Here is a 22,886-nt window from a genome sequence, read left to right as displayed (position 1 = left end):
CCTAGCCGCGACGCGATGGGTGAACCTTGATCTGGCTCAAGTCCGCCGCACGCGTGGGCGACGGTGGCACCTCATGAATAGTCTGGTACGAAAAAAGCCAAAAGGAAAGGGCGCCGGCGGGGGAGTTGGTAACCAGAACTGAATGCGGAACCGAACAGGTTCTAGACCGCCGCCGAACGCCGCGCCAGCAGGATGGCATTGGCCGCGGCCAGCGTCAGCAGGACGACCACCAGGCCGATGAAGCCGTTCCAGCCGGCCAGGTCCAGCGCGTAGCCGCCCCCCAGCCCGATCAGGCTGGAGCCGCAGTAGTAACCGAACAGGTACAGGGACGATGCCTGGGCGCGGCCCTGCCGGGCGGCGCGCGCCACCCAGGAACTGCAGATGGAATGCGCGCCGAAGAAGCCGAAGGTCAGCACCGCCATCCCGAGAACCAGCAGCCACAGGTTGCCCGACAGGGTCAGCAGCGCGCCGGCCAGTTGCAGCAGGACGCCCGCCGCCATGACGCGTCCGTGTCCCAGGCGGGCGGCCAGGTCGCCCATCCACGCGGAGCTGACGATGCCCGCCAGGTAGACCACCGAGACCATGCCCACCACGGCATGGCTGAGCGAGAACGGCGGGGCGAGCAGCCGGAAGCCGATGTAGTTGTACACGGCGACGAAGCCGCCCATCAGCAGGAAGCCCTGGGCATACAGCCGCAGCATGACGGGATTGCGCAGGTGGGCCCGGAAGCTGCCCAGGGCGCCGGCCAGGTCCAGCGCGCGCGGCTTGAAATGCCGGGACGCGGGCAGGGTCTTCCAGAACAGCACCGCGCCGGCGAAACCGATCAGGCCGATGACCAGCGCCGCGACCCGCCAGCCGTGGCCATCGGCGATCACGCCGGCCAGCAGGCGGCCGGACATGCCGCCGATGGCCGAACCGCCTATGTAAAGCCCCATCGCGAGGCCCGCCGCGCGCGGCTCCATTTCCTCGCCCACGTAGGCCATGGCGACGGCCGGCAGGCCGCTCAGGGTGATGCCCATCAAGGCCCGCAGCGTCAGCAGCGCCGGCCACTGTGGAAAGAGAGCCATCGCGGTGGTCAGGGCCGCCGAGCCCAGCAGCGAGGCGAACATCAGCGTGCGCCGCCCCAGCCGCTCGGACACGGCGCTGGCCACGAGCATGGAAACCGCCAGCAGGGCGGTGGAAAGCGACAGCGCCAGGCTGCTGGTCGCGGCCGACAGGCCGAAATCGTGGGCGAACAGCGGCATCAGCGGCTGCACGAAATACAGCAGCGAGAAGGTCGAGAAGCCGGAGGCGAACAGCGCGACCACCGCCCGCCAGAAAGCCGGCGTGCCGCGCTCGATATGGCCGGCCGGCAGGGCAGGAGCGGTGGGGGTGGCCGTGTTGTCCACGGAGGGCAGGGAGGCGCCGACGGGCGGAGCGGAAGACATGGCGGTCGAACGAGTGACGAACTAGGGTTAACTCTAGGCCTTTTGTCTGATATCGTCCAATACTGAAATCATGCTCAGTAATATCGAATCCCTATGATCGATCTGCGCCGGGTGAGGTACTTCGTGGCAGTGGCCGAGGAACTGCATTTCGGCCGGGCGGCGGCCCGGCTGGGCATGTCCCAGCCGCCACTGAGCCAGCAATTGCAGGCCCTGGAGCAGGATCTGGGCGCGCGGTTGCTTCACCGCAACAGGCGCCAGGTTTCCCTGACCGAGGCCGGCCAGCTGTTCCTGCCCGAGGCGCGCGCGCTGTTGGCCCAGGCCGAGCGCGCGGCGTCGATCGCGGCGCGGGCCGCGCGCGGCGAACTGGGCACGCTGCGGGTGGGGTTCACCGAAAGCGCCGTCCTGACGGGCGCGCTGCCCAATCTGTTGTCGCGTTTCCGCGAACGCCATCCGGCGGTGGCGGTGCAATTGATCGAAGAGACCAGCCAGGAGCAGATCCAGGCCCTGCTGGACGGGCGCAGCGACGTGGGTTTCATGCGCCTGCCCGCCAGCGGCGCCTTTCCCGCGGAGCTCGATGCCTACCCGCTGCTGTCCGACCCGCTGGTCGCGGTCTTGCCTCGCCAGCACCGGCTGGCCGACGCCAGCGAGGCGCTGGGCGTGGCCGCGCTGGCCCAGGAACCCTTCGTGTTCTTCGCGCCGGGCGCGGGTACCGGCGTCTACAGCCAGGTGTTGAACCTGTGCCGGGCGGCCGGCTACGCGCCCCGCGTCGCCCAGGAAGCCCGGGAAGTGATGACCATTGCCGGGCTGGTGGCCGCGCGGCTGGGGGTTTCCATCCTGCCGGCCTCGGTGCGCCGGCTGGACGTGGCCGGCGTGGTCATCCGGACGCTGCGCGAACCCGAGGCGGCCTCGAAGCTGTGGCTGGCCAGCCGCCGCGACGGCGCCTCGGCCACGGGGGCGGCTTTCCGGCGCCTGGCGGTGGGGCCGGAGCCCGCGTCCTTATAATCGTCGGCAACCGCATCCCGCTTTCTGCTTCCTGTCGCCTCGCCATGTCCCAGCCTTCCCCTCGCACTCCCGCCACGCAGACCTCGCCCTGGAAACGCTGGCTGGGCTGGGCCTGCCTGGTGCTGGCGCTGGGGCTGGTGGGCGCCTTGACGGTCAGCTGGGTCATGCGCGAGAGCTCGCCCCAGTTCGGCGAACAGCTGCGCACCGGCGGCCAGGCCCGGTCGCTGGACCTGCCCGACGGCTCCCGCATCGACGCCGGCCCCGACACGTCGTTGTCGGTCGCGTACTACTCGCGCCGGCGCCAGGTGATCCTGGCCCGCGGCCAGGCATCCTTCCACGTGCGCTGGCAGTACCGCGCCGCGTTCTCGGTGCAATGGGGCGTGAACGAGGTGGTCATCGACGGCACCCGCATCGAGACGCCCGACGTCAGGTTCCGGGTCGCGGCCGAGCCCGAGCGCCTGCGGGTCGAACTCATGGCAGGCAAGCTCAAGGTACGTACCGTGACGGCCGGCCCGCGCGAGTTCGTGGAGCTGCAACCGGGCGACGCCCTGACCGTGGACATGGGCACGCGCACCCACCAGCTCACGCACGCGGATCCGGCCCCCGCGCGCTAGGACGTTCGTCCGGCCGCCGTGCCGGCAGCGGCGGCGAGATCGCTTCCAGCGACTTGCGCTCGGCGTCCACGCCATGGCGCAGCGCCCCCAGGCCCGCGGCTGCCATCATCACGGCCGCCACCGCGTAGCCGGCGGCCACGGCCACGTGGCTGCCGGTGCCGATCAGTTCGCCGAACAGGGCAGGGCCGGCGAATCCCCCCAGCCCCGTTCCCACCGCATAGAACACCGCGATCGCCATCGCCCGCATCTCCAGCGGGAAGATCTCGCTCACGGTCAGATAGGCGGAACTGGCCGCCGCCGAGGCCAGGAAGAAGACCGCCGACCAGCACCATGCCTGGCTGCGCGCGTCCAGCCATCCCTGCGCGAAGGCCCAGCCGGTCAGCGCCAGCCCCAGGCCGGCCGAGACATAGGTGGCCGCGATCATGCGCCGGCGGCCGACCAGGTCGAACAGCGGTCCCAGCAGCAGCGGGCCCAGCACGTTGGCGAGCGCGAACGGAAAGACGTAGAGGCCGACGCGGCCGTCCGCCACGCCGTGGAAACGCGTCAGCACCAGCGAATAGGTGAAGAAGATGGCGTTGTAGAAGAAGGCCTGGGCCACCATCAGGCCGAGGGCCACGGCGCTGCGGCGGCGATAGTCGCGCAGCAGGATGCGGGCGACCTGGAGCAGGGTGGGGGAGCGTCCCGCCACGGGCGAGGTGCCGGTGACCGGCGGCAGCGCGCCATGGCGGCGGGCGGCTTCGGCCTCGACCGCGAGCACGATGCGCCGGGCCTCGTCCAGCCTGCCGTGCGCGGCCAGCCAGCGCGGGCTTTCCGGGACGTGGCGCCGCACCAGCAGGATGGCGGCCGCCATGACGCCGCCGGCCAGGAAGGCCGCGCGCCATCCCCAGACCGGCCCCAGCATGCGGACATCGAGCAGCACCAGGCTCAGCCCCGCCCCCAGGGCCGCGCCCAGCCAGAAGCTGCCATTGATGGCCAGGTTCACCCGTCCGCGCACCCGGGCCGGTATCAGTTCGTCGATGGCGGAATTGATGGCCGCGTATTCGCCCCCTATGCCCAGGCCCGTCACGAAACGGCAGGCGGCGAAGAAGGCGAAGCCGGGCGAGAACGCCGTCGCCAGGCTGCCGGCCATGTAGATCGCCAGGGTGATCAGGAATAGCCGCCGGCGTCCCAGGCGGTCGGTCATCCGGCCGAACGCCAGTGCGCCCAGCACCGCGCCCGCGATGTACAACGAACCCGACCAGCCGACCTGCGCCGCGCTCAGGGCCAGCGTATCGCCGCGCTCCAGGACCCCGCCCACGCTGCCGACCAGCGTCACCTCCAGGCCATCGAGCACCCAGGCCACGCCCAGCGCGACGGCCACGCGTGTGTGCCACGGCGACCAGGGCAGACGGTCGAGACGGTTCGGCAGGTCGGTTTGCGTCATGGTTGGTCCAGTCTGGTCACCTCCACTTCGGAGATGCGGTTGTCGTCCAGTTCCCTGACGGTGTAGCGGTAGCCGGCATGATCCAGCCAGGCGCCCACGGGAGGCAATTCGGCGAACCTGGCCAGCAAGAAGCCGGCCAGGCTGGTGTAGCCGGCGCCGGCCAGTACCGAAGGCAGGCCGAGTGCCTGCTCCACGTGCTGCAGGTCGGCGGCGCCGTCCATGCGCCAGCGCCCCGGCCCCAGCGGCTGGATGGAAGGGGCTTCGTCCTCGTCGGGGAAATCGCCGGCGATGGCCTCCAGCACGTCCACCGGCGTGACCAGCCCCAGGACCGCGCCGTACTCGTCGGTCACCAGGACCAGTTGCCCGCGCGAATCGCGCAGCACGTCCATCAGGTCCAGGATGGGGATCGTTTCGTGCACGTAGATGGGGGCGCGCAGGCGGGAGACGTCGATGGCTCCGGTTTCCAGCAGGCTGGCCAGGAGGTCCTTGGCGCGCGCGACGCCGGCGATGTCGTCGAAGTGCCGCCGGCAGACCGGCATGTAGCTGTGGGGCGTATCGAGGATGCGCGCGCGCTGTTCGTCCGCGCCGGCCGTCAGGTCCACCCAGGATATCTCCGCGCGCGGCGTCATGATGGAGCGCACCGAACGGTCGGCCAGCGCGAGCACGCCGCTGACCATGTGGCGTTCCTCTTCGGCGAAGGCGCCGGGCGTGGGAGAGGGCGCGCCTTCCTCCGCAGCCTGGGCGGTGCGGTGGCCGCCCAGCATCGTCAGGATGGCGTCGGCGGTCCGCGCCCGCAGCGGCCGGCGCGCCGCGTGCTTGAGCGCGTTGCGGCGCGCGGTCTGGTTGAAGGCCTCGATCAGGATGGAAAAACCGATCGCCGCGTACAGATAGCCCTTGGGGATGTGGAACCCCAGGCCGTCGGACACCAGGCTCAGGCCGATCATCAGCAGGAAGCTCAGGCACAGCACCACGACCGTCGGGTGGGCATTGACGAAGCGCGTGAGCGGCTTGGACGCGAACAACATGATGGCCATGGCCACGACGACCGCGATCATCATGATGGACAGCTCGTTGACCATGCCCACGGCGGTGATGACCGAGTCCAGCGAGAAGACGGCATCGAGCAGCACGATCTGCGCGATGACCAGCCAGAATCCCGCCTCGACCTTGCGGTTGCCCGCGTGGTCGCCGCTGCCTTCCAGCCTTTCGTGCAGTTCCAGCGTGGCCTTGAACAGCAGGAACAGGCCGCCGGCCAGCAGGATCAGGTCGCGTCCCGCGAACGAAAAGCCCGCCACGCTGAACAGCGGACGGGTCAACGTGGCCAGCCAGGAGATGGCGGACAGCAGCGCCAGCCGCATGACCAGGGCCAGCGACAGGCCGATGACCCGGGCCCGGTCCCGCTGGGCGGCCGGCAGCTTGTCGGCCAGGATGGCGATGAAGACCAGGTTGTCGATGCCCAGCACGATCTCGAGCACGATCAGGGTCAGCAGGCCGGCCCAGGCAGTAGGGTCCATCAACCAATCCATGGCTTGCTCCGCGGGAAGGGAAGATCCCGCAGTGTCGCATGGCGTCCGGGAATCCGGACACCGCGAGGGGAGACGATTCCGCGTTTCCAGAAGTATCCGCGGCGCGTTTGCGCCGTGGCCCAGGGCAGCCATGCATGAGCGGCAATTGGCGCGCATATTGCTTACGTTGACGCCTGCAGCGGTCCGAGTCCGGGCCGCTAGCCACGATAAGGAGAACAACGGTGACAAACCACGCAGTATCCGTACCCCAGTCCACATTCCGTCCTTCCTGGATGCCGCCGCTAGGCCGCGGCCTCGTCTACACCCTGGCGCTGGCCGGCATGATCGGCCTGGCCGGCTGTGGCAGCGATGACGATCCGCCGCCCGCGCCACCCGCGCCGCCAGCCAATACCTATCCGCATGCGCAAGAGCCGATAGGCACGGTGCGGGAGATGTACGACGGCACCCTGACGCCCGATCTCGCGGTCAACACCTTCCGCAACATCGACCGCCTGTTCCCCACCCGCAGCATCGCGCCCGCCGCCACGCCGCGCCCGCTGCCCAAGGCGGCCAAACAGTTGCCGGCGATCAAGTTCACGGCCGGTGGAAAGGACTACGACATCTACGACTACCTGGCGCTGAACCGCGTCTCGGGCCTGCTTGTGCTCAAGAACGGCGAGATCGCCTACGAGGCCTACCAGTACGGCAATACCGAGAAGACCCGCTGGATGTCCATGTCGGTCGCCAAGTCCATCACCTCGACGCTGATCGGCGTCGCCATCCAGGACGGCCTGATCGGCAGCGTGAACGACCAGGTGGTCAAGTACGTGCCCAAGCTGGCCGGCAGCGCCTATGACGGCGCCACGGTGCGCGACGTGCTGATGATGTCCTCGGGCGTGAAATGGGACGAGACCTATACCAACCCCGCCTCGGATCGCCGGGCGCTGCTGGAAGCCCAGATCGGCCAGAAACCGGGCACGGCGCTGGAACTGATGAGCAAGCTGCCGCGCGCGGCCGCTCCGGGATCCACCTTCAACTACAGCACGGGAGAAACGCAGATCGCGGGCGAACTGCTGCATGGCGCCATCAAGAAGCCGCTGGCCCACTACCTGTCCGAGAAGATCTGGTCCAAGTTCGGCATGGAGGCCGAAGCCAACTGGTGGCTGGATTCGCCGGACGGCATCGAGATCGGCGGCAGCGGCCTGAGCGCCACGCTTCGCGACTGGGGCCGCTTCGGGCTATTCTTCATGAACGATGGCGTGATCGACGGCAAATCCATCCTGCCCAGCAACTGGGTGGCCGATGCCGGCAGCGGCAAGACGCTCAGCGGCGGTGATCCCTTGCCGTACTACGGCTACATGTGGTGGGTGAACACCAGCGGCCAGTCGGAGATCGACAAGGCGTTCTACGCGACCGGCATCTTCGGTCAGAACATCTACATCAACCAGAAGGAAAAAGTGGTCATCGTGACCTGGGGCGCGCAGTCCAAGCCCACGGGCGCGGGCGTCATCAACAACACGGCGTTCTTCGACGCGGTGGTGAAGGCGCTGCAATAAGGGCAGGGCGGCCGCCGGGACGAGGAGGGCGGGGCGGCGCCCCGCTTTCCTTCGTCCCGCGGTCCAACTCCAGGAACATTCCGCCATGTCTACCTGCAGGATCCGGGCGCGCTGCCCGAACGCCGTGGACAAGGCGTGGGCCCGGGCGCTGATCGAATACGTCTACCGGGCTGCCGCCGGCGCCAACGCGGCGCGCGTGCATTGGCTGACAACTTTGGCGACGTTGCCCCTGTAGGCGAAGGCGTCGGTGAAATGCGAATCGATGAAGGCACGGGCTATCGCGTTTACTACGGAAGGCAAGGCAACGTGGTTTATGTCCTGCTGTGCGGCGGCGACAAGAAGAGCCAATCGCGCGACATCACACACGCGAAACGCCTTTGGGCGGACATCAAAGGAAGAGAATTTCCATGACCGATTTGCGAGAGTTCGACCCGGCGAACTACCTTGTCGACGACGAAACGATTGCCCATTACTTGGCAGCGGCCGCCCGGGAGGAAGATCCGGACGCGTTTCTCCAGGCGTTGGGGGACGTGGCTCGTGCCAGAGGGATAGGCACTATCGCCAAACAAACCGGACTGGCCCGGACGAACCTGTATCGCGTGCTGGCTCCGGGAGCCAATCCGAGCTATCACACGCTGCGCCGGGTCATGGATGCGCTTGGCGTGTCGCTGACCGCCGTAGCCAAGGACAAGGGACATGTGCACGCGTAGGGAGCAAAGGAAGCGGCCGGCTTGCCTTCCTTATTACGTGACTTTACATAATATACATTATGCGTATTATTGGCGGGTTCGAAAGTGCGGCGTATCACGTCATGAACAGATCGATCATCTGCTCCCGCATCCAGATGCACGCCGGGCTGGTGTGCGAGCGTTCGTGCCAGAAGATCGCCACGTCGAAGGCCGGCATGGCAATGGGCAGCTGCGCGACTTGCAGCCTTCCTTCCTTGGCCAGTTCCGTGGCGATCCGGCGCGGCACGATGGCGACCAGATCGGTGCGTGTCAACGTCATGGCCAGAGCCATGATGTTGGGGAAATACGTGACGATCCGGGCGTGCTTCTTGAGAAGAACTTCCTCGATGATCTGGTGTCCGCCTCCCAGGGACGTCACGACCGCATGCGGCGCCTGCAGCAGCGACTTCTGGGTCAGTACGCTCCGCGACAACGGATGGCCGGCGCGCATCAAGACGACGTAGCGCTCCTCGAACAAATGCTGTGTCCTCAAACGGCTGCCGCGCAGCCTGGGCAGGTGGCCGGCGGCGAAATGGATGCGGCCGTTCTCGAGTCCGATGCGTATGTCCTCCTGCGACAGGGTCTCGGTCTGCACCCGTACCCGGGGGGCCACCTGCTGCAAGCGCTCCAGCAGCATGGGCAGGATGTTTACCTGCCCCATGTCGGGGATATGAAAACGAAAGGTCTGCTCGCTCACGCCAGGGTCGAAATTCTTGCGATGATCCAACGCCCGTTGCAGGCCGCTCAGGGCATTGACCACGGTTTCGGCAATTTCGAGCGCGTACGGCGTGGGCTGCATGCCGCTTGTGCTGTTGACGAACAACGGGTCGCCCATCAGTTGGCGTAGCCGGGTCAAGGCATTGCTCATCGCGGGCTGGGTGATGCCGAAGCGGTCGGCGGCCAGCGTCACGCTGCGGGTCTCCAGCATGGCTTGGAAAACCGAGAAAAGATTGAGGTCGGCACGGTAGGTATTCATGGCCTATGCATTCATTTAGTGAATTCTAGGAATACAGCAAATAAACTTAAAAAATGACTACGGCAAGCCTACTATGAATTTCGACGTGGACGCACGCCAGATGCGCCCGCCGCGAACATGGAGATACCGCAGTCATGACCACCCGGGCCGTTGCTACCACTGCCGCGCGCCGCCTGCTGGAGCTTGCAGCCAGGCTGGGCGTGGATTACTTCTTCACCAACCTGGGCAGCGACCACCCGGCGTTCATCGAGGCCTTCGCGGCCATCGACGACGAAGGCGCCGCCATGCCCCGGATCGTCGTCTGTCCGCACGAGATGACCGCCCTTACCGCCGCCCACGGCTATGCCATGGTGACGCGCCGCCCGCAGATCGTGCTGGTCCACGTGGACGTCGGCACGCAGAACCTGGGTTGCAGCCTGCACAACGCCTCGCGCGGCCGGGTTCCCGCCATCATCGTGGCCGGCTTGTCGCCCGTGACCGTCAGCGGCGACCGCGCCGGCGCGCGCACCGAGTTCATCCACTACACGCAGGACGCGCCGCGCCAGCATGAAATCGCGGCGCAGTACATGAAGTGGACCTACGAATTGCGTGCTCCCGAGATGCTGGACAACGTGCTGATGCGCGCGATGCAGGTGGCGACCACGGCGCCGGAAGGTCCGATCTATCTGACCGGGGCGCGAGAGATCTGGGAAGGCCAGGCCGAGCCCCTGTCCGACGAGGCGCTCTCGCATTGGTCCCCTGCCCGCCTGGGCGGCTTGCGCGAGGAGGCGCTGGCGGAGCTGCACGAGGCGTTGGCGCGGGCCCGGCGGCCGCTGGTCTTGACGACCTACCTGGGCCGCAATCAGGCCGCCGTCGGCCGTCTGGTGGAACTGTCGGAGCGGCTGGGCCTGCCCGTGGCCGAGATCGCGCCGCAATACGTCAATTTCCCGGGCGGGCATCCGCACCATGTGGGCTACCGGCGCAATGCGCTGGTGGCCGACGCCGATCTCATCCTGATGCTGGACGTGGACGTACCGTGGATCGTCTCGCGCACGGGCCCGGCACCGGACGCGCGCCTGTTCCACATCGATACCGATCCGGTGAAGGACAGCATGGGGTTCTGGCATTTTCCCGCGCATCGCAGCTATCTTGCGGATAGCGACTATGTCCTGCGGCAGTTGCTGGACTACGGCCGCGATCGCGCGGAACCGGTGTCGGCCGAACGGCGGCAATGGATAGCCGAGGCGCGCGAGCGGGTGGCCGCCGCTCCCCTGCCCTCGCTGTCGGTCAGGCAGGGTGGCATTACCGTCAGGCAGTTGACGCAAGCGGTGGGTGAACTGGTCAACGACCGCACGGTCATCGTGTGCGAAGAGCCTTCCGGGACCGAGACCATTCTGTCGACGCTGCGCTTGAACCGGCCCGGCAGCTACTACGTCAACGGCGGCAGCGGCCTGGGCTGGGGCATCAACGCCGCCGTGGGCGTCAAGCTCGCGGATCCCGAGGCGGAGGTGATCGCGCTCAGTGGCGACGGAAGCTTCCTGTTCGGCGTGCCCAGCAGTACTTATTGGGTGGCGCAAACCTACGGCGCACCCATTCTCACGGTCGTCTACAACAATCGGGGCTGGAATTCGCCCAAGGTCTCCACGAACCTGGTGCACGCCCAGTCCACGGCGAAAAGCAGGGATCGCTACTGGATAACGGTGGCGGACGGCGCGCGCCTGGCGGACATAGCCGCGGCGGCGAGCGGGGCCGCGGCCTTTCGCGTCAGCGAAGGCCAGGCGCTGCGCGCCACGCTGCAAGAAGCGCTGGAGACTGTCCGCTCGGGCCGCAGTGCCGTCGTCGAAGTCATGCTTGATCCCATTTCCGAACAGGTGCTGGAATGAGGGCCCCGGACTTCCTGGATGTCCGGCCCTGGACCGGTAAGCTGTTCCAGGGCAGTTGGTCGCCGGCCGACGGGCTGGCATACGACGCGATCGACAAGGCGGACGGCACCCTGCTCGCGAGGCTGACGCTGGCGACGCCCGCCGCGCTGTCGGCGTCGACCCGCCTGGCCGAGCAAGCCCAGCCCGCGTGGGCCGCGACGCCGCACGACGAGCGGGCGGCGATCCTGCGCCGGGCGGCCGGCCTGGTCGAGCGTCATCACGCCGAAGCGGCGGAATGGATCATGCGCGAGACAGGCGCCATCCGGGCCAAGGCCGACATGGAGTTGCGCTCGGCCGTGCTGATCCTGCATCAGGCCGCCGCCATGCTGGGCGAACCCCAGGGGCTGGTATTTCCCTCCGCTGCCGACAGGTTGAGCTATGGCCGCCGCATCCCGCACGGCGTGGTGGGTGTGATCGCACCGTTCAATTTCCCGCTAACCCTGTCCATGCGCGCCGTGGCGCCGGCGCTGGCCACGGGCAATGCCGTCGTGCTCAAGCCGGATCCGCAGACCGCGGTCAGCGGCGGCCTCTATATCGCCCGACTGTTCGAGGATGCCGGGTTGCCGGCCGGGCTGCTCCACGTGCTGCCCGGCGGCGCCGAGGTGGGCGAGGCGATGTGCGTCGACCCTCGGATCGGCATGGTGGCCTTCACCGGATCGACCGCCGCGGGCAAGCGCGTGGGCGCTCTGTGTGGCGAGCGCTTGAAGAAAGTGTCGCTCGAACTGGGCGGCAAGAACTCCCTGATCGTGCTGGACGACGCCGATCTCGAGCTCGCCGCGGGGTGCGCCGCGTTCGGCGCCTGGATGCACCAGGGACAGATCTGCATGGCCACGGGCCGGATCCTGGCCCACGAAAGCATCGCCGGCCGTCTGGTCGACCTGCTGGCCGACAAGGCCGGCAAGATGAAAACAGGCGATCCACGGCAACCCGGCGTGCGGCTCGGCCCCATGATCAATGCCCGCCAGCTCGGCCGCGTCGACCAACTGGTCAAGCGCACGATAGCCGCCGGCGCGCGACTGTGCGCGGGTGGTTTGGCCGAGGGCCCCTTCTATGCCGCCACCGTCCTCGATGGCGTTCAGCCGGGCATGCCGGCCTTCGACGAAGAGGTGTTCGGGCCGGTCGCGCTGGTAACGCCTTTTTCCTGCGACGAGGAGGCCGTTGCCCTGGCCAACCGCAGCGAATACGGGTTGTCGGCCGCCGTGGTCTCGCGCTCGGTGGCGCGGGCAATGGCCTTGGGCCGACGCCTGCGCACCGGCTTGCTGCACATCAACGACCAGACCGTGGCGGGCGATCCTCGCGTGCCCTTCGGCGGCATGGGAGCCTCGGGAAACGGTGGCCGCATCGGCGGCCCCGCCAACTGGGACGAGTTCACGCAGTGGCAGTGGGTCACCGTCCAGGACCGGCCTCCCGCCTACCCCTTCTGATCCACCATCCCGGCACCGCCGGTTCATCCAGCTGTCCAGCCGTCGCAGAACGGCAAGGAGAGGAGACATGTCCATGAACTATCTGGCTTACCCGTTGCTGGCCGCTTGCGCGCTGGCAAGCCCCGCCGCCGTTGCCGCCGGGGACTACCCTTCGCGCCCGATCCGCATCGTGGTCGACTTCCCGGCCGGCGGCACCATCGATTCCCTTGCGCGCATCGTCGGCCAGCGCCTGGGCGACCGGTGGGGCCAACCCGTGGTGGTCGAGAACCGTCCGGGCGCGGGCGGCAATATCGGGGCCCAGGAGGTCTACGCATCCGCCCCCGATGGCTATACCCTGCTGGCGACGCCCCCCGGGCCATTGTCGATCAACGAATACCTGTACAAGGACCTGGCCTTCAAGCCCTCGTCCTTTGCGGCAATAGGCTTGCTGGCAGGCAGCCCCAACGCGATCACGGTCAAGTCCTCCCTGCCGGTCGGTTCGGTACCCGAGCTGATCGCTTACGCCAAGGCCCACCCAGGCAAGCTGACCTACGGCTCCCAAGGCAACGGCTCGACGTCGCACCTGACCGGCCAGTTGTTCGCGACGATGACGGGCACCTCGCTGGTCCACATTCCCTACAAGGGAGAAGGCCCCGCGTTGACCGACCTGATGGCGGGCCGCATCGATCTTTTTTTCGGAAACATCTCGGCCGTGCTCAAGCTGCGTGACACCGGCAAGGCGCGCATCATGGCGGTGGCCGATCATGCGCGTACCGAGATCGCCTCCGATATCCCCAGCGCCGCCGAGTCCGGGTTTCCAGGCTTCGAGAGCAGTGCCTGGTTCGCGCTGATGGCGCCGCCGGGCACGCCGGCGCCCATCGTCGGCAAGCTGCACGAGGCACTGGCAGCCATCCTGGCCGATGGCGACGTGAAGAAGCGCTTCCTGGCATTGGGGGCCGAGACCAAGCCCTCTACCCCGGAACAAGCCCGGGCATTCATCGAGGCCGAGCGCGTACGATGGAAGAAGGTCATCGCCGAAGCCCGCGTGACCATGGATTGATACGGCTTCAAACCTCAAACCGACAACCCGCTGATGCGCCTGACCCGCCGGGCCACCGCTTCCTCCAGCACCCCGGGCGCGGTCTCCACCATCGTGAACCAGGTGCGCGCGCGCGTCACGCCGGTGTAGACCAGTTCGCGCGTCAGGATGGGGCTGGTCCGGTCCGGCAGCAGCAAGGCGGTATGGGCGAATTCCGAGCCCTGGGACTTGTGCACGGTCATGGCGTAGACCGTCTCGACGGCGTTGAGCCGGCTGGGCAGCGCGAAGCGCACGCCGTCGGTGCCGTCGCTGCGCAGGAAGGCCACGCGCAGCGCGGTGCCCTCCCCGGCACCTTGCGGCACGCGCAGCGCGATGCCGATGTCGCCGTTCATCAGGCCCAGGGCGTAGTCGTTGCGGGTGACGAGGACGGGCCGTCCTTCGTACCAGCCCTGCTCCTGTTCGATCAGTCCGCGCGCGCGCAGCGCCCGGGCGATGCGCGCGTTCAGGCCTTCGACGCCCTGCTCGCCCTTGCGGACGGCGCACAGCAGGCGGAAGGCGTCGAACGCCGCCAGCACCCGGGCCGCCCAGCCTTCCCAGGCGGGATCGTCGCCCGGCCGGTCGGCTGCCGGACGGTGGCGCTGCATGACGTCCAGGTAGTACGCATAGCCGCAGGGTTTTCCGCGCGCGGTGGCGGGATGGCCGTCGAGCAGCAGGCGGTCGAGCGCGTCCGGCCGGATGCCGCGCGTGTCGTAGACATCGGGGTCGGGCGCGGCGGACTCTCGTTCCAGCACGGCACGCATTTCCTGCGGCAGCCCGGCGTTGACCGCGCGCGCCAGTTGCCCGATGCCGCTGCCGGCGCCGAAGCGGCGCGAGCGGCGCAGCATGACGATCTGCTGCGCCATCGCATGGCGTTCGGCGTCGCCGGGCGAGAGACCCGTTCCGGCCAGGCTCTCGCCGCTGGCTCGTTCGAGCCAGGCCTGGGTCTCGGGCGTGTAGTGGCCGGCCTCGGCGTCGCGGCAGAGATCGCCCAGCACGGCGCCCGCCTCCACCGACGCGAGCTGGTCCTTGTCGCCCAGCAGCACCAGCCTGGCGTGGGGCGGCAGCGCGGCCATCAGGTGCGCCATCATTTCCACGTCTATCATCGACGCCTCGTCCACGACCAGCATGTCGATAAGCAAGGGGTTGCCGGCATGGTGGCGGAAATGGCGCGTGTCCGGCCGGCTGCCCAGCAGCCGGTGCAGCGTCGAGACGTCGGTGGGGATGGCCGCTCGGACCGCGTCGGACACCGGAAGCCGCCCGACCTGGTCGGCAATGGACGCGGACAGGCGCGCCGCCGCCTTGCCGGTGGGCGCGGACAGCAGAATGCGCAGCGGACGCCCCTCCTGCACCGCCGTCATCTGCAGCAGTGCGAGCAGGCGCACGACCGTGGTGGTCTTGCCCGTGCCCGGGCCGCCGGTGACGATGCCGATGCGGCCGCGCGCGGCCAGCGCGCAGGCCAGTTTCTGCCAGTCGGGGCCGCTGTCGGCCCCTTGGCTTTCGTCAAACAGCCGCGCCAGGGATTGCGCGAGGTCCGGCGGCGTTTCCACCGGGTGCGCCAGGCGTTCCCGCAGGGCCCGGGCGATGCGCCGCTCGAAGTCCCAGTAGCGGCGCAGGTACAGGCGGCCGGCATCGAGCACCAGCGGCCGGCCGTCATCGGGCGCTTGCGCCCGCGCGGCGTCCGCGACCAGCGGGCTGGCAGCCAGCGCGGCCAGCCACTGCGCGACGTCGACACCGGCCAGCAGGTCCGAGGGCAGGCGCATCGCGGGCCCCATGTCGCCTTCGGGCGGCAGGGACAGCGCCTCGTCGGGCCGCTCCAGCGTCAGGGCCAGGTCCAGGCAGACGTGGCCGTGTCCGAGCTGATGGCTGGCCAGCGCGGCGGCCACCGCTACCAGCGGTTGCGTATCGGGCTGGCAGTCGACCAGGAAGCCGACGAAAGCGCGGTCCAGCCGCCGCAGCCAGCCGCGTTCGACCCAGGCGTCGAGCAGCGTCAACAGCGCCTCGCGGTCGCGCAGGTCCGGGGATGCCTGCGCGGGCGCATCGAACGGCAGTTCGTAGTTCGAGGCACCGTGGCTCATGCCTGTGCCTCCACTTGCGCGGTGCCGGCGAACAGCCGGTCGAGTTGTTCGATCAGTTCGCGCGGCGGGCAATCGAAGTACGCGCCGCGCGTCGGCGCCCGGGTACCGCGCAGGAACAGGTACAGCGCGCCGCCCATGTGGCGGTCGTAGTCGTAGTCCGGCAGCCGCGCCGTCAGTTGCCGGTGCAGCGCCAGCAGGTACAGCACGTACTGGAGGTCGTAGCGCTTGGCCAGGATCTCGCTCGCCATCGCGGCCGAGGTGTAGGCCGCATCGGTCGCGCCCAGCCAGTTCGATTTGTAGTCGGCCACGTAATAGCGCCCCTGGTGCTCGAAGGTCAGGTCCATGAAGCCCTTGAACATGCCGTTGAGCATGGCCGGCTCCAGCGCGGGCCGCGCCGCGCCCGGCATGACGTGGCGCCGGACCAGGGCATCGATGCGTTCGACGTCGACGTGGCGGCTCTCGAACCAGAATTCCATTTCGACCCGGTAGGACTCGAGGTCCGCGAAGCGGAAACTCTGTCCCGCGCCCAGCGGCAGAGGCTCGGCCAGCACGCCGGACAACCAGCGGCCCAGCGGCGTGATCCAGCTTTCCCAGCCGCGCCGGTTGCAGCGGCGCGCGACGGCGTCGGCCAGGCGGTCCGGAGCGGCCACGGCGGCGCCGAAGCCCTCCTCTCCCGCCCACTCGAACAGGCCGTGCAGGAAGGTGCCCGGCCCCGGGCCGCGCGGAAAGCGGTGCATGCCGGTACCGGCCGGCGTGGCCAGCGTCTCGTCCGTGTCGGGGACGTCGTCGTCGAACAGCTTTTGCGCCTCGGGGGTCTCGGGACTGGTGTCGCCGTGCAGGCGGGCTTCGCGCGCTTCCTCGTCGCCTTCGGTCAGGCTGGCGACGCGCAAGGCGCTGTAGGAGGCGATCCACCACGGTTCGCCGGGCTGGCGCTCGGGCGTGCGGTACACGGGTTCGGCGGGGCCGCCGGCCTGCATGTCCAGGACGTCGGCGTCCGGCCGTGGGGCCGGCACGGTACGCAGCAAGGTCCCGGAAGGATCCAGGGTGCGCAGCACGGACTCCAGCTGGCCTGATCCCGTCAACGGTTCGCCGCCGCCCGCCAGATAGCCCAGCGCGCACAGCGGCCAGCCCGATTCGGCGGCGCGGCCGCGCTTGAGGTCGGCCACGCCCAGCCAGCAGGCGTGGCGCGCCCGCGTCAGCGCCACGTACAACAGGCGCAGGTCTTCGGCCAGCCGCTCGCGGTCCGCCAGCGCTTCCTCGGCCTCGTCCGGGGCGATGCTGACGACCAGGCGGCCGGATTCGTCGTGGTAGCGCAGCGGCGGGCGCGTACGGTCGGCGGGACGGAACGAGCAGGCGAACGGCAGGAAGACCAGCGGATATTCGAGCCCCTTGGACTTGTGGACAGTCACGACCTTGAGCAGTTGGGCATCGCTTTCCAGCCGCAGGATCTGCGCTTCGCTGGCCTGGCCGTCCTGTGCCAGGTGTTCCGCCAGGTGGCGGATCAGCGCCTGTTCGCCGTCCAGTTCGCCGGCCGCCTGTTGCAGCAGCTCGGCCAGGTGCAGCAGGTTGGTCAGGGCGCGTTCGCCGTCCGCGCGGCGGGCCAGCGCCGCCGGCAGCCCGAAATCGTCCATGAAGCGCCGCAGCATGGGCAGCACGCCCTGGCGCCGCCACAGGTCCCGGTAGCCGCGAAAGCGCAGCACCCAGGATTCCCAGAAACGTTCGTCGCGGTTCAGCCGGTCGAGTTCGGCCAGCGGCCGGTCCAGCGTCGTACTGGCCAGCGCCGCGCGCAGCTTGCGGTCGTCGTCGGGTTCGGCGCAGGCATGCAGCCAGCGCAGCAGATCGGCGGCTTCCTGGCCGTCGAACACCGAGTCCTTGTCCGACAGATAGACGCTGCGCACGCCGCGTTCGGCCAGCGCGGAACGGATGGCCTGGGCCTCGCCCATGTCGCGCACCAGCACCGCGATGTCGGCGGGTGCGAGGCCCCGGATCGTGCCGTCTTGCAGGAAACCGGTGCTACCCGCCCGGCCGCCGGCCAGCAGGCGGACGATCTCGGTCGCGCAAGCGGCGGCCATGGCCGCGCGGTAGGCGCCGCCGGCGATGGGGGCGTCCTGGTCGGCCAGCCAGAAGGTCAGCGGCGCGGCGGGCGTGCCGTCCGTGACCAGGGACTCCGCCCTGCCCTGCGCGGCCACCGGCACGAAGGGGAGCGGGTCGTCGCCGCCGCGCCGGAACAGGAAGGCACCCTGCCCGCCCGGCCGGTTCTCGGCAGCCTCGAAAACGGCGTTGACCGCGGCGACCATGCCGGAGCTGGAGCGGAAGTTGGTGCCCAGCGTGTAGTGGCGGCCCGCCGTCGCCCGGCGGGCACGCAGATAGGTATGGATGTCGGCGCCGCGGAAGGCGTAGATGGCCTGCTTGGGATCGCCGATCATCAGCAGCGCGCAATCGTCGGCATCGTCGGCGATGCGGTAGACGCGGTCGAAGATCCGATACTGGACGGTATCGGTATCCTGGAATTCGTCGATCAGCGCCACCGGGAACTGGGCGCGGATGACCCGCGCCAGCCGCTCGCCGTTTTCCCCGCGCAGCGCCGCGTCCAGGCGGGTCAGCATGTCGTCGAAGCCCATCTCGGCGCGGCGCCGCTTTTCCTCGTCGAAGCGTGTCCGCACCCAATACGCGGCGTGCGCCAGCATGTCGGCATCGGCGGATGGCAACTGGGCGAGCAGGCGCGGCAGGTCGACCATGGCGTCCAGCGCCGGATGGTCGATGCGATGGCCGGCCTCGCAGATCTCGGCCAGGCCGGCCGGGGTCAGGCGCTGGAAGCCCGTTCCCAGGTCCAGGGCTTCCAGCGCGGCATCGGCCGCCCAGGCCGACAGCCGGTCGAACCAGGGGCCGTACCAGCGCGCCTGGAACTTGCGGGCGTTGACGCGCTTGGCGGCGCAGGCCGCATCGCACAGCGCGCGCAGCTCCTCGCTCCAGGCGGCCCAGGGGGCTTTCAACCGGGCCAGCGCCTCGGCGCGGCGGGTACGGGCACTGGCGTGGATTTCCGTCAGCGTGCCGGGAATGTCGCGAGCCGAGGCATGGGCCAGCAAGGGCGCGATCCGGCGCCGCAAGGCATCGGGGGTGATCCAGTTCGTCGACACCCAGTCCAGCGTCTCGTCCCGCAAGGCATAGCAATGCTGGCGCCAATAGTCGCGCACGACCTCGGCCAGGAGATCGGTATGGTCGGTTTCCAGCGTCTGGGTGAACAGGCTGCCGCTGTCGAAGGCGTGTTCGCGCAGCATGCGCTGGCACCAGCCGTGGATGGTGGACACGGCGGCCTCGTCCATCCATTGCGCGGCCACGTCCAGCTTGTTGGCGCAGGCGGGCCAGTCGGATGCGTCGTAGTCGTCGCGCAAGGCGGCGATCAAGTCGTCAGGCGCATCGCTTTCCTTTCGGAAATAGCGCGCTGCCGTGGCCAGCCGGGCGCGGATGCGGTCGCGCAGTTCCTGGGTGGCGGCGTCGGTGAAGGTCACCACCAGGATCTCGGGTGGCAGCAGCTCGCGGCCGAAGGCGCTGTCGCCGCCATGGCCCAGCACCAGGCGGACGAACAGCGCGGAAATGGTGAAGGTCTTGCCCGTGCCGGCGCTGGCCTCGATCAGGCGGCTGCCATGCAGCGGCAGGGCCAGCGCCAGGTCGCGTTTCGGGGACGTAGCGTTCATGCCCGCCCTCCTCCGGCTTTCCTCTCGGCGCGCGCCGGACGAGCCGTCTCGAACAGGGGCAGATACAGCGTCCGGGCCCAGGAACCGAATTCCTCGTCCGACCACAAGGCCTCGAAGTCCGGGAACTGGCGCATCAGGTAGGGATTGCGGTCGACCTCGCCGGGCACCGTGGGGCCGCCCTCGTAGGTCTTGCGTGCCTGCTCGTAGGCCGCGGCTTCGTCCGGCAGCGCCGCCAGCCACGCGAACGCGGTGCGCACGGCCACCGGCGGCGGGACGCGCATGCCGGCGTCCCAGGCGTCGATCAGGTCGCCCAGCCAGGTCCGCGCCTCGTTTTCGGCCACGGGCGGCAAGCTGAATTCGCCGTCGGTGGCCACCAGCACGGTGTGCAGGGACAACCCCATCGCATTGCCCGCCAGATGCGCGACCCAGGGGCGGATCAGCCGGTGCCACCTGGGCAGGCGCGCGGCCACGCCCAGTTCGCCCGGAATGGCGTCGAGCCAGAGGTGGCCGCCGTCGTCGTTGCGTCGCAGGCCGCCCAGCCAGCCCTGCAATTGCACCGCGCCGTGGCGCAGATCCACCGCGGCGGGGACTTCGCACGCCTGCGGCCATTGCGCGCGCCAGGCCCGGTGCCGCTCCAGCACGTCGGGCAGCGGCGCGATCAGCGTTTCCACCACGCGTTCGCCGAATCCCGCCAGCGGCAGCTCGCCGCCGCGCGCCAGCATCCGGGCCGTCGCGCGCAACCGGTCCAGGGCCTCGTCCGCGTTTTCCGCGGGCAAGCCGGCCAGCAACAGGCGTTCGCTCAACTGGTAGTGGGTCAGCCCGTCGAGCGCGAAGGGCTCTTCGTCTTCGGCGGCTTCCTCGGCTTCGTCGAAATGGATCTTCAGCCGCTGGTTGAAGAAGGCCCGCAGCGGGTCGCGGGCATAAGCCTGCAATTGCGGCAGGTCCAGGACCGCTCCCGTGGCCGGCGGCGGCAAGGCTTGCGGTGCGGATGGCGCGGCCTCGTGCGCCTCGTGCATCACCGCCCATTCCCGCGCATAGGTGAAAAGCCGCCCCGAACGCGAGGCGAAATAGCGCGGGCTGAACGGCTGGAGCGGATGGACGGTGGTCAGGCCGGCCAGCAGGTCCGAGCCGTCGTCGCTTACCCAGCCCGCGTCGAGATGGTCGCGCAATTGCGCCACCAGCACCGACGGCGGCCGCTCGGCGTTGTCGCGCACGCTGCGGCCGACCCAGCTTACGTACAGCGCGTCGCGCGCCGACAGCAGCGCCTCGAGCAGCAGATAGCGGTCGTCCTCGCGGCGCGAACGGTCGCCCGGGCGGTAGTCGGCGCGCATCAGGTCGAAATCCGGCGGTGTCTGGACCCGAGGGTAGTCGCCGTCGTTCATGCCCAGCAGACAGACGACGCGGAACGGAATCGCCCGCATCGGCATCAGGGTGCAGAAGTTGACCGAGCCCGCCAGGAAGCGCTGGTTCAGGCGGCTGCGATCCAGGTCGCCCAGCCAGGCCTCGCGCACCACCACCAGCGGCAGTGTTTCTTCCAGCCCGACGCGCTCGCATACCTCCAGCCAGTCGTCCAGCAACTGCGACAGGCTGCCCAGCGCGGCTTCCTCGCGCTCGGTCGTCGGGATGAAAAGACTGGTCATCAGGGCTCGCAGCCGGACACCCCAGGCCTGGGGCGCGGCCGGCGTCGCCAGCGCCGCGCGGATGCGCTCCAGGCTCTCCAGCAAGGCGTCCAGCGACCCGACCAGCGCCGCGTCCAGGCCCCCCACTTCATCGTAGGGTTCGATGCCCTCGAACGCCGGCGCGGCGCCGGCCGCATAGCCCAGCAGCATGCGTCGCAGGCCGAAGCGCCAGGTGTTCTGCTCCATGCCCCCGGGCAGCCCCAGGCTGGCACGCTGGCCGGCGTCCACGCCCCAGCGCACGCCGGCCCCGGCGATCCAGCGATGCAGTTGCGGCAGGTCGCTTTCGCGCAGGCCGAAGCGCTGGCGTACCGCCGGCACGTCCAGCAGGTCCAGGATCTCGCTGACCGCGAAACGGCTTTCGGGCAGCCGCAGCAGGTGCTCGACCGCGATCAGCAGCGGTTCGCGGCCGCGCTGGCCCTGGTCGGCCAGCGTGTAGGGAATGTGGCGACGATCGCGCGGGTCGATCTGGCCGAACACCGCCCGGATGTGCGGCGCGTAGGCGTCGATGTCCGGCACCATGACGATGACGTCGCGCGGCCGCAGGCCGGGATCGGCATCGAAGCGCGCCAGCAACTGGTCGTGCAGGATCTCGACCTCGCGCTGCGGGCTGTGGGCGATATGGAAGCGGATGGAGGCATCGCGCTCGACATCCATCGGCGGCCATTGCTCGCGGCTTTCCTCCAGCGAACGCAGGTTGAGGATGTCGTCCTGGACCTGGGCCAGCAGATGTTCGGCGGGCGGTTCGCTGAACAGGTCGATGCGGCGGTCGCTGATGGACGCGAAATGCTCCTGGTAGCGCTCCGGGATGTCGTAGGTATCGAGCAGGTGGATGTAGTCGCGGCCCTGCTTGCCCCAGGCCGCCAGCAGCGGGTTGCCGAAGCGGTGCATGGCCTGCGCGTCCGGCGCCGCCGGCATGCCGGGCTTGCGCTGCTGCCGCCGGTACTGGTGGCGCAGCAGGTCCTGGTCGGCGACGATGTCGGTCCAGTGATGCTGGCAGGGATTATGGACGCACAACAGGACCTGGCAGAACTTGGACAGCGCCGCCAGCGCCTCCAGCGACTGCGCCGGCATGGACGAGATCCCGAACACGATCACCCGGCGCGGCAGGTCTCGCGGCGGCACCTCGGTCTCGGCCAGGCGCGCCAGGAAACGCCGGTGCACGCGCGCCCGGCTCTGGATCACCCCGTCGTCGCCCACGTCGTCCAGCACCGCGCGCCACAAGGCGGCCTGCCAGCGGTCTTCCGCGTCGAGCGGCACGGTGCCGCGCCGCGATGTCCGCAGCACGTCGCGCCCATGCTCCCAATCGTCCAGCCAGTCGGCGCGGTACACCTGGTACTGGTCGAACAGGTCGGCCAGCCGCTCGGCCAGTTGATGGCGCTTGCGCATGCTGTCGTCGTCGGCCAGGAAACGCCGCAGCGGCAGGAAGGCCTCGTCGCCCAGCACTTGCGGCAACAGGCGCAGCAGGCGCCAGGTCAGTCCGCTGCGGTCGAGCGAGGAGGTCTCGGGCAGCAGGTCCTTGCCCAGCACGGCGCGATAGGCCTGCCAGAGAAAGCGCGCCGGCAACTGCACCTCGACCGCCGCCGCGATCCCGCAGCCCTGCGCCCCCGCCTCGTCCGGATCGGCCGCCAGCGCGAACTTCAGCCACTGCGCGATGCCGTTGCTCTGGACCAGGATGATCTCGTTCTCGAGCGGCGCCAGCGGGTACCGCTTCATCCACGACACCGCCAGCCCGCGCAGTTCCTCCAGCCTGTTGCCGTGAACGACCATGAAACCGGGAGCGAGCGGCGAAGAAGCGGGCATGCGCGAAACGATGGGAATGGGGGG

At 69.2% G+C, this 22,886-nt stretch carries 16 protein-coding genes; 9 read left to right on the top strand and 7 right to left on the bottom strand.

Features of this window, described 5'->3' with window-relative positions:
- Positions 1-161: 161 nt before the first annotated feature.
- Positions 162-1,427, bottom strand: coding sequence for an MFS transporter (locus tag EGT29_RS13780; RefSeq protein ID WP_124689530.1), 1,266 nt, complete (start codon positions 1,425-1,427; stop codon positions 162-164).
- A 93-nt stretch (positions 1,428-1,520) separates the two neighbouring features.
- On the opposite strand from EGT29_RS13780, the gene EGT29_RS13775 reads away from it, so the two are divergent.
- Entirely contained in the window at positions 1,521-2,429 is a 909-nt protein-coding gene (locus tag EGT29_RS13775) for a LysR family transcriptional regulator (RefSeq protein ID WP_238160401.1), read from the top strand.
- A gap of 44 nt (positions 2,430-2,473) precedes the next feature.
- Positions 2,474-3,043, top strand: a complete 570-nt coding sequence (locus EGT29_RS13770; protein WP_124689529.1) for a FecR domain-containing protein — start codon at positions 2,474-2,476, stop codon at positions 3,041-3,043.
- On the opposite strand, the gene EGT29_RS13765 is transcribed toward EGT29_RS13770, so the two are convergent.
- Both EGT29_RS13765 and EGT29_RS13760 read right to left on the bottom strand, forming a co-directional pair.
- Positions 3,012-4,466 (bottom strand): MFS transporter, encoded by a 1,455-nt coding sequence (locus EGT29_RS13765; protein WP_124689528.1) that lies wholly within the window; start codon positions 4,464-4,466, stop codon positions 3,012-3,014. The two genes, EGT29_RS13770 and EGT29_RS13765, sit on opposite strands and share 32 nt — an antisense overlap.
- Entirely contained in the window at positions 4,463-5,992 is a 1,530-nt protein-coding gene (locus tag EGT29_RS13760) for a TerC family protein (RefSeq protein ID WP_124689527.1), read from the bottom strand. The genes EGT29_RS13765 and EGT29_RS13760 overlap by 4 nt, the downstream gene beginning before the upstream one ends.
- A 221-nt stretch (positions 5,993-6,213) precedes the next feature.
- Here EGT29_RS13760 and EGT29_RS13755 point away from each other — a divergent pair, with 221 nt between their 5' ends.
- From EGT29_RS13755 to EGT29_RS13745, 4 genes are all read left to right on the top strand, one after another.
- Positions 6,214-7,527 carry a serine hydrolase gene (locus tag EGT29_RS13755; RefSeq protein ID WP_238160400.1) on the top strand — a complete coding sequence of 438 codons (1,314 nt, stop codon included), beginning with the start codon at positions 6,214-6,216 and terminating at the stop codon, positions 7,525-7,527.
- An 85-nt stretch (positions 7,528-7,612) separates the two neighbouring features.
- Positions 7,613-7,762 (top strand): hypothetical protein, encoded by a 150-nt coding sequence (locus EGT29_RS28745; RefSeq protein ID WP_238160399.1) that lies wholly within the window; start codon positions 7,613-7,615, stop codon positions 7,760-7,762.
- Entirely contained in the window at positions 7,729-7,938 is a 210-nt protein-coding gene (locus tag EGT29_RS13750) for a type II toxin-antitoxin system RelE/ParE family toxin (RefSeq protein ID WP_238160398.1), read from the top strand. The genes EGT29_RS28745 and EGT29_RS13750 overlap by 34 nt, the downstream gene beginning before the upstream one ends.
- Positions 7,935-8,237 (top strand): addiction module antidote protein, encoded by a 303-nt coding sequence (locus tag EGT29_RS13745; protein WP_124689525.1) that lies wholly within the window; start codon positions 7,935-7,937, stop codon positions 8,235-8,237. The genes EGT29_RS13750 and EGT29_RS13745 overlap by 4 nt, the downstream gene beginning before the upstream one ends.
- 94 nt (positions 8,238-8,331) lie before the next feature.
- Here EGT29_RS13745 and EGT29_RS13740 read toward each other — a convergent pair whose 3' ends face one another.
- Entirely contained in the window at positions 8,332-9,231 is a 900-nt protein-coding gene (locus tag EGT29_RS13740) for a LysR family transcriptional regulator (RefSeq protein WP_124689524.1), read from the bottom strand.
- A gap of 134 nt (positions 9,232-9,365) precedes the next feature.
- On the opposite strand from EGT29_RS13740, the gene EGT29_RS13735 reads away from it, so the two are divergent.
- From EGT29_RS13735 to EGT29_RS13725, 3 genes are all read left to right on the top strand, one after another.
- On the top strand, positions 9,366-11,093 hold the full coding sequence (locus tag EGT29_RS13735; protein WP_124689523.1) for a thiamine pyrophosphate-requiring protein: 1,728 nt from the start codon (positions 9,366-9,368) through the stop codon (positions 11,091-11,093).
- The gene (locus tag EGT29_RS13730; RefSeq protein WP_124689522.1) at positions 11,090-12,556 is read left to right on the top strand and encodes a benzaldehyde dehydrogenase; all 1,467 of its coding nucleotides are present in this window, start codon (positions 11,090-11,092) and stop codon (positions 12,554-12,556) included. The genes EGT29_RS13735 and EGT29_RS13730 overlap by 4 nt, the downstream gene beginning before the upstream one ends.
- Positions 12,557-12,623: 67 nt before the next feature.
- Positions 12,624-13,595 (top strand): tripartite tricarboxylate transporter substrate binding protein, encoded by a 972-nt coding sequence (locus EGT29_RS13725; RefSeq protein WP_124689521.1) that lies wholly within the window; start codon positions 12,624-12,626, stop codon positions 13,593-13,595.
- Between the two features lie 14 nt (positions 13,596-13,609).
- Here EGT29_RS13725 and recD read toward each other — a convergent pair whose 3' ends face one another.
- Genes recD through recC form a run of 3 tightly spaced genes read right to left on the bottom strand, consistent with a single transcriptional unit; the run spans position 13,610 to position 22,862 of the window.
- Complete coding sequence (recD, locus tag EGT29_RS13720; RefSeq protein ID WP_124689520.1) at positions 13,610-15,688, bottom strand: exodeoxyribonuclease V subunit alpha; 2,079 nt, start codon at positions 15,686-15,688, stop codon at positions 13,610-13,612.
- A complete protein-coding gene (gene recB, locus EGT29_RS13715; RefSeq protein ID WP_124689519.1) occupies positions 15,685-19,383 on the bottom strand; it encodes an exodeoxyribonuclease V subunit beta in 3,699 nt (1,232 codons plus the stop codon). The genes recD and recB overlap by 4 nt, the downstream gene beginning before the upstream one ends.
- Complete coding sequence (gene recC / locus EGT29_RS13710; RefSeq protein ID WP_124689518.1) at positions 19,380-22,862, bottom strand: exodeoxyribonuclease V subunit gamma; 3,483 nt, start codon at positions 22,860-22,862, stop codon at positions 19,380-19,382. Before recC ends, recB begins: the two co-directional genes overlap by 4 nt.
- Between the last annotated feature and the right edge of the window lie 24 nt (positions 22,863-22,886).

This window comes from Pigmentiphaga sp. H8, assembly GCF_003854895.1.
Lineage (GTDB): Bacteria > Pseudomonadota > Gammaproteobacteria > Burkholderiales > Burkholderiaceae_B > Pigmentiphaga.
This window is presented reverse-complemented; position numbering and strand designations above follow the sequence as displayed.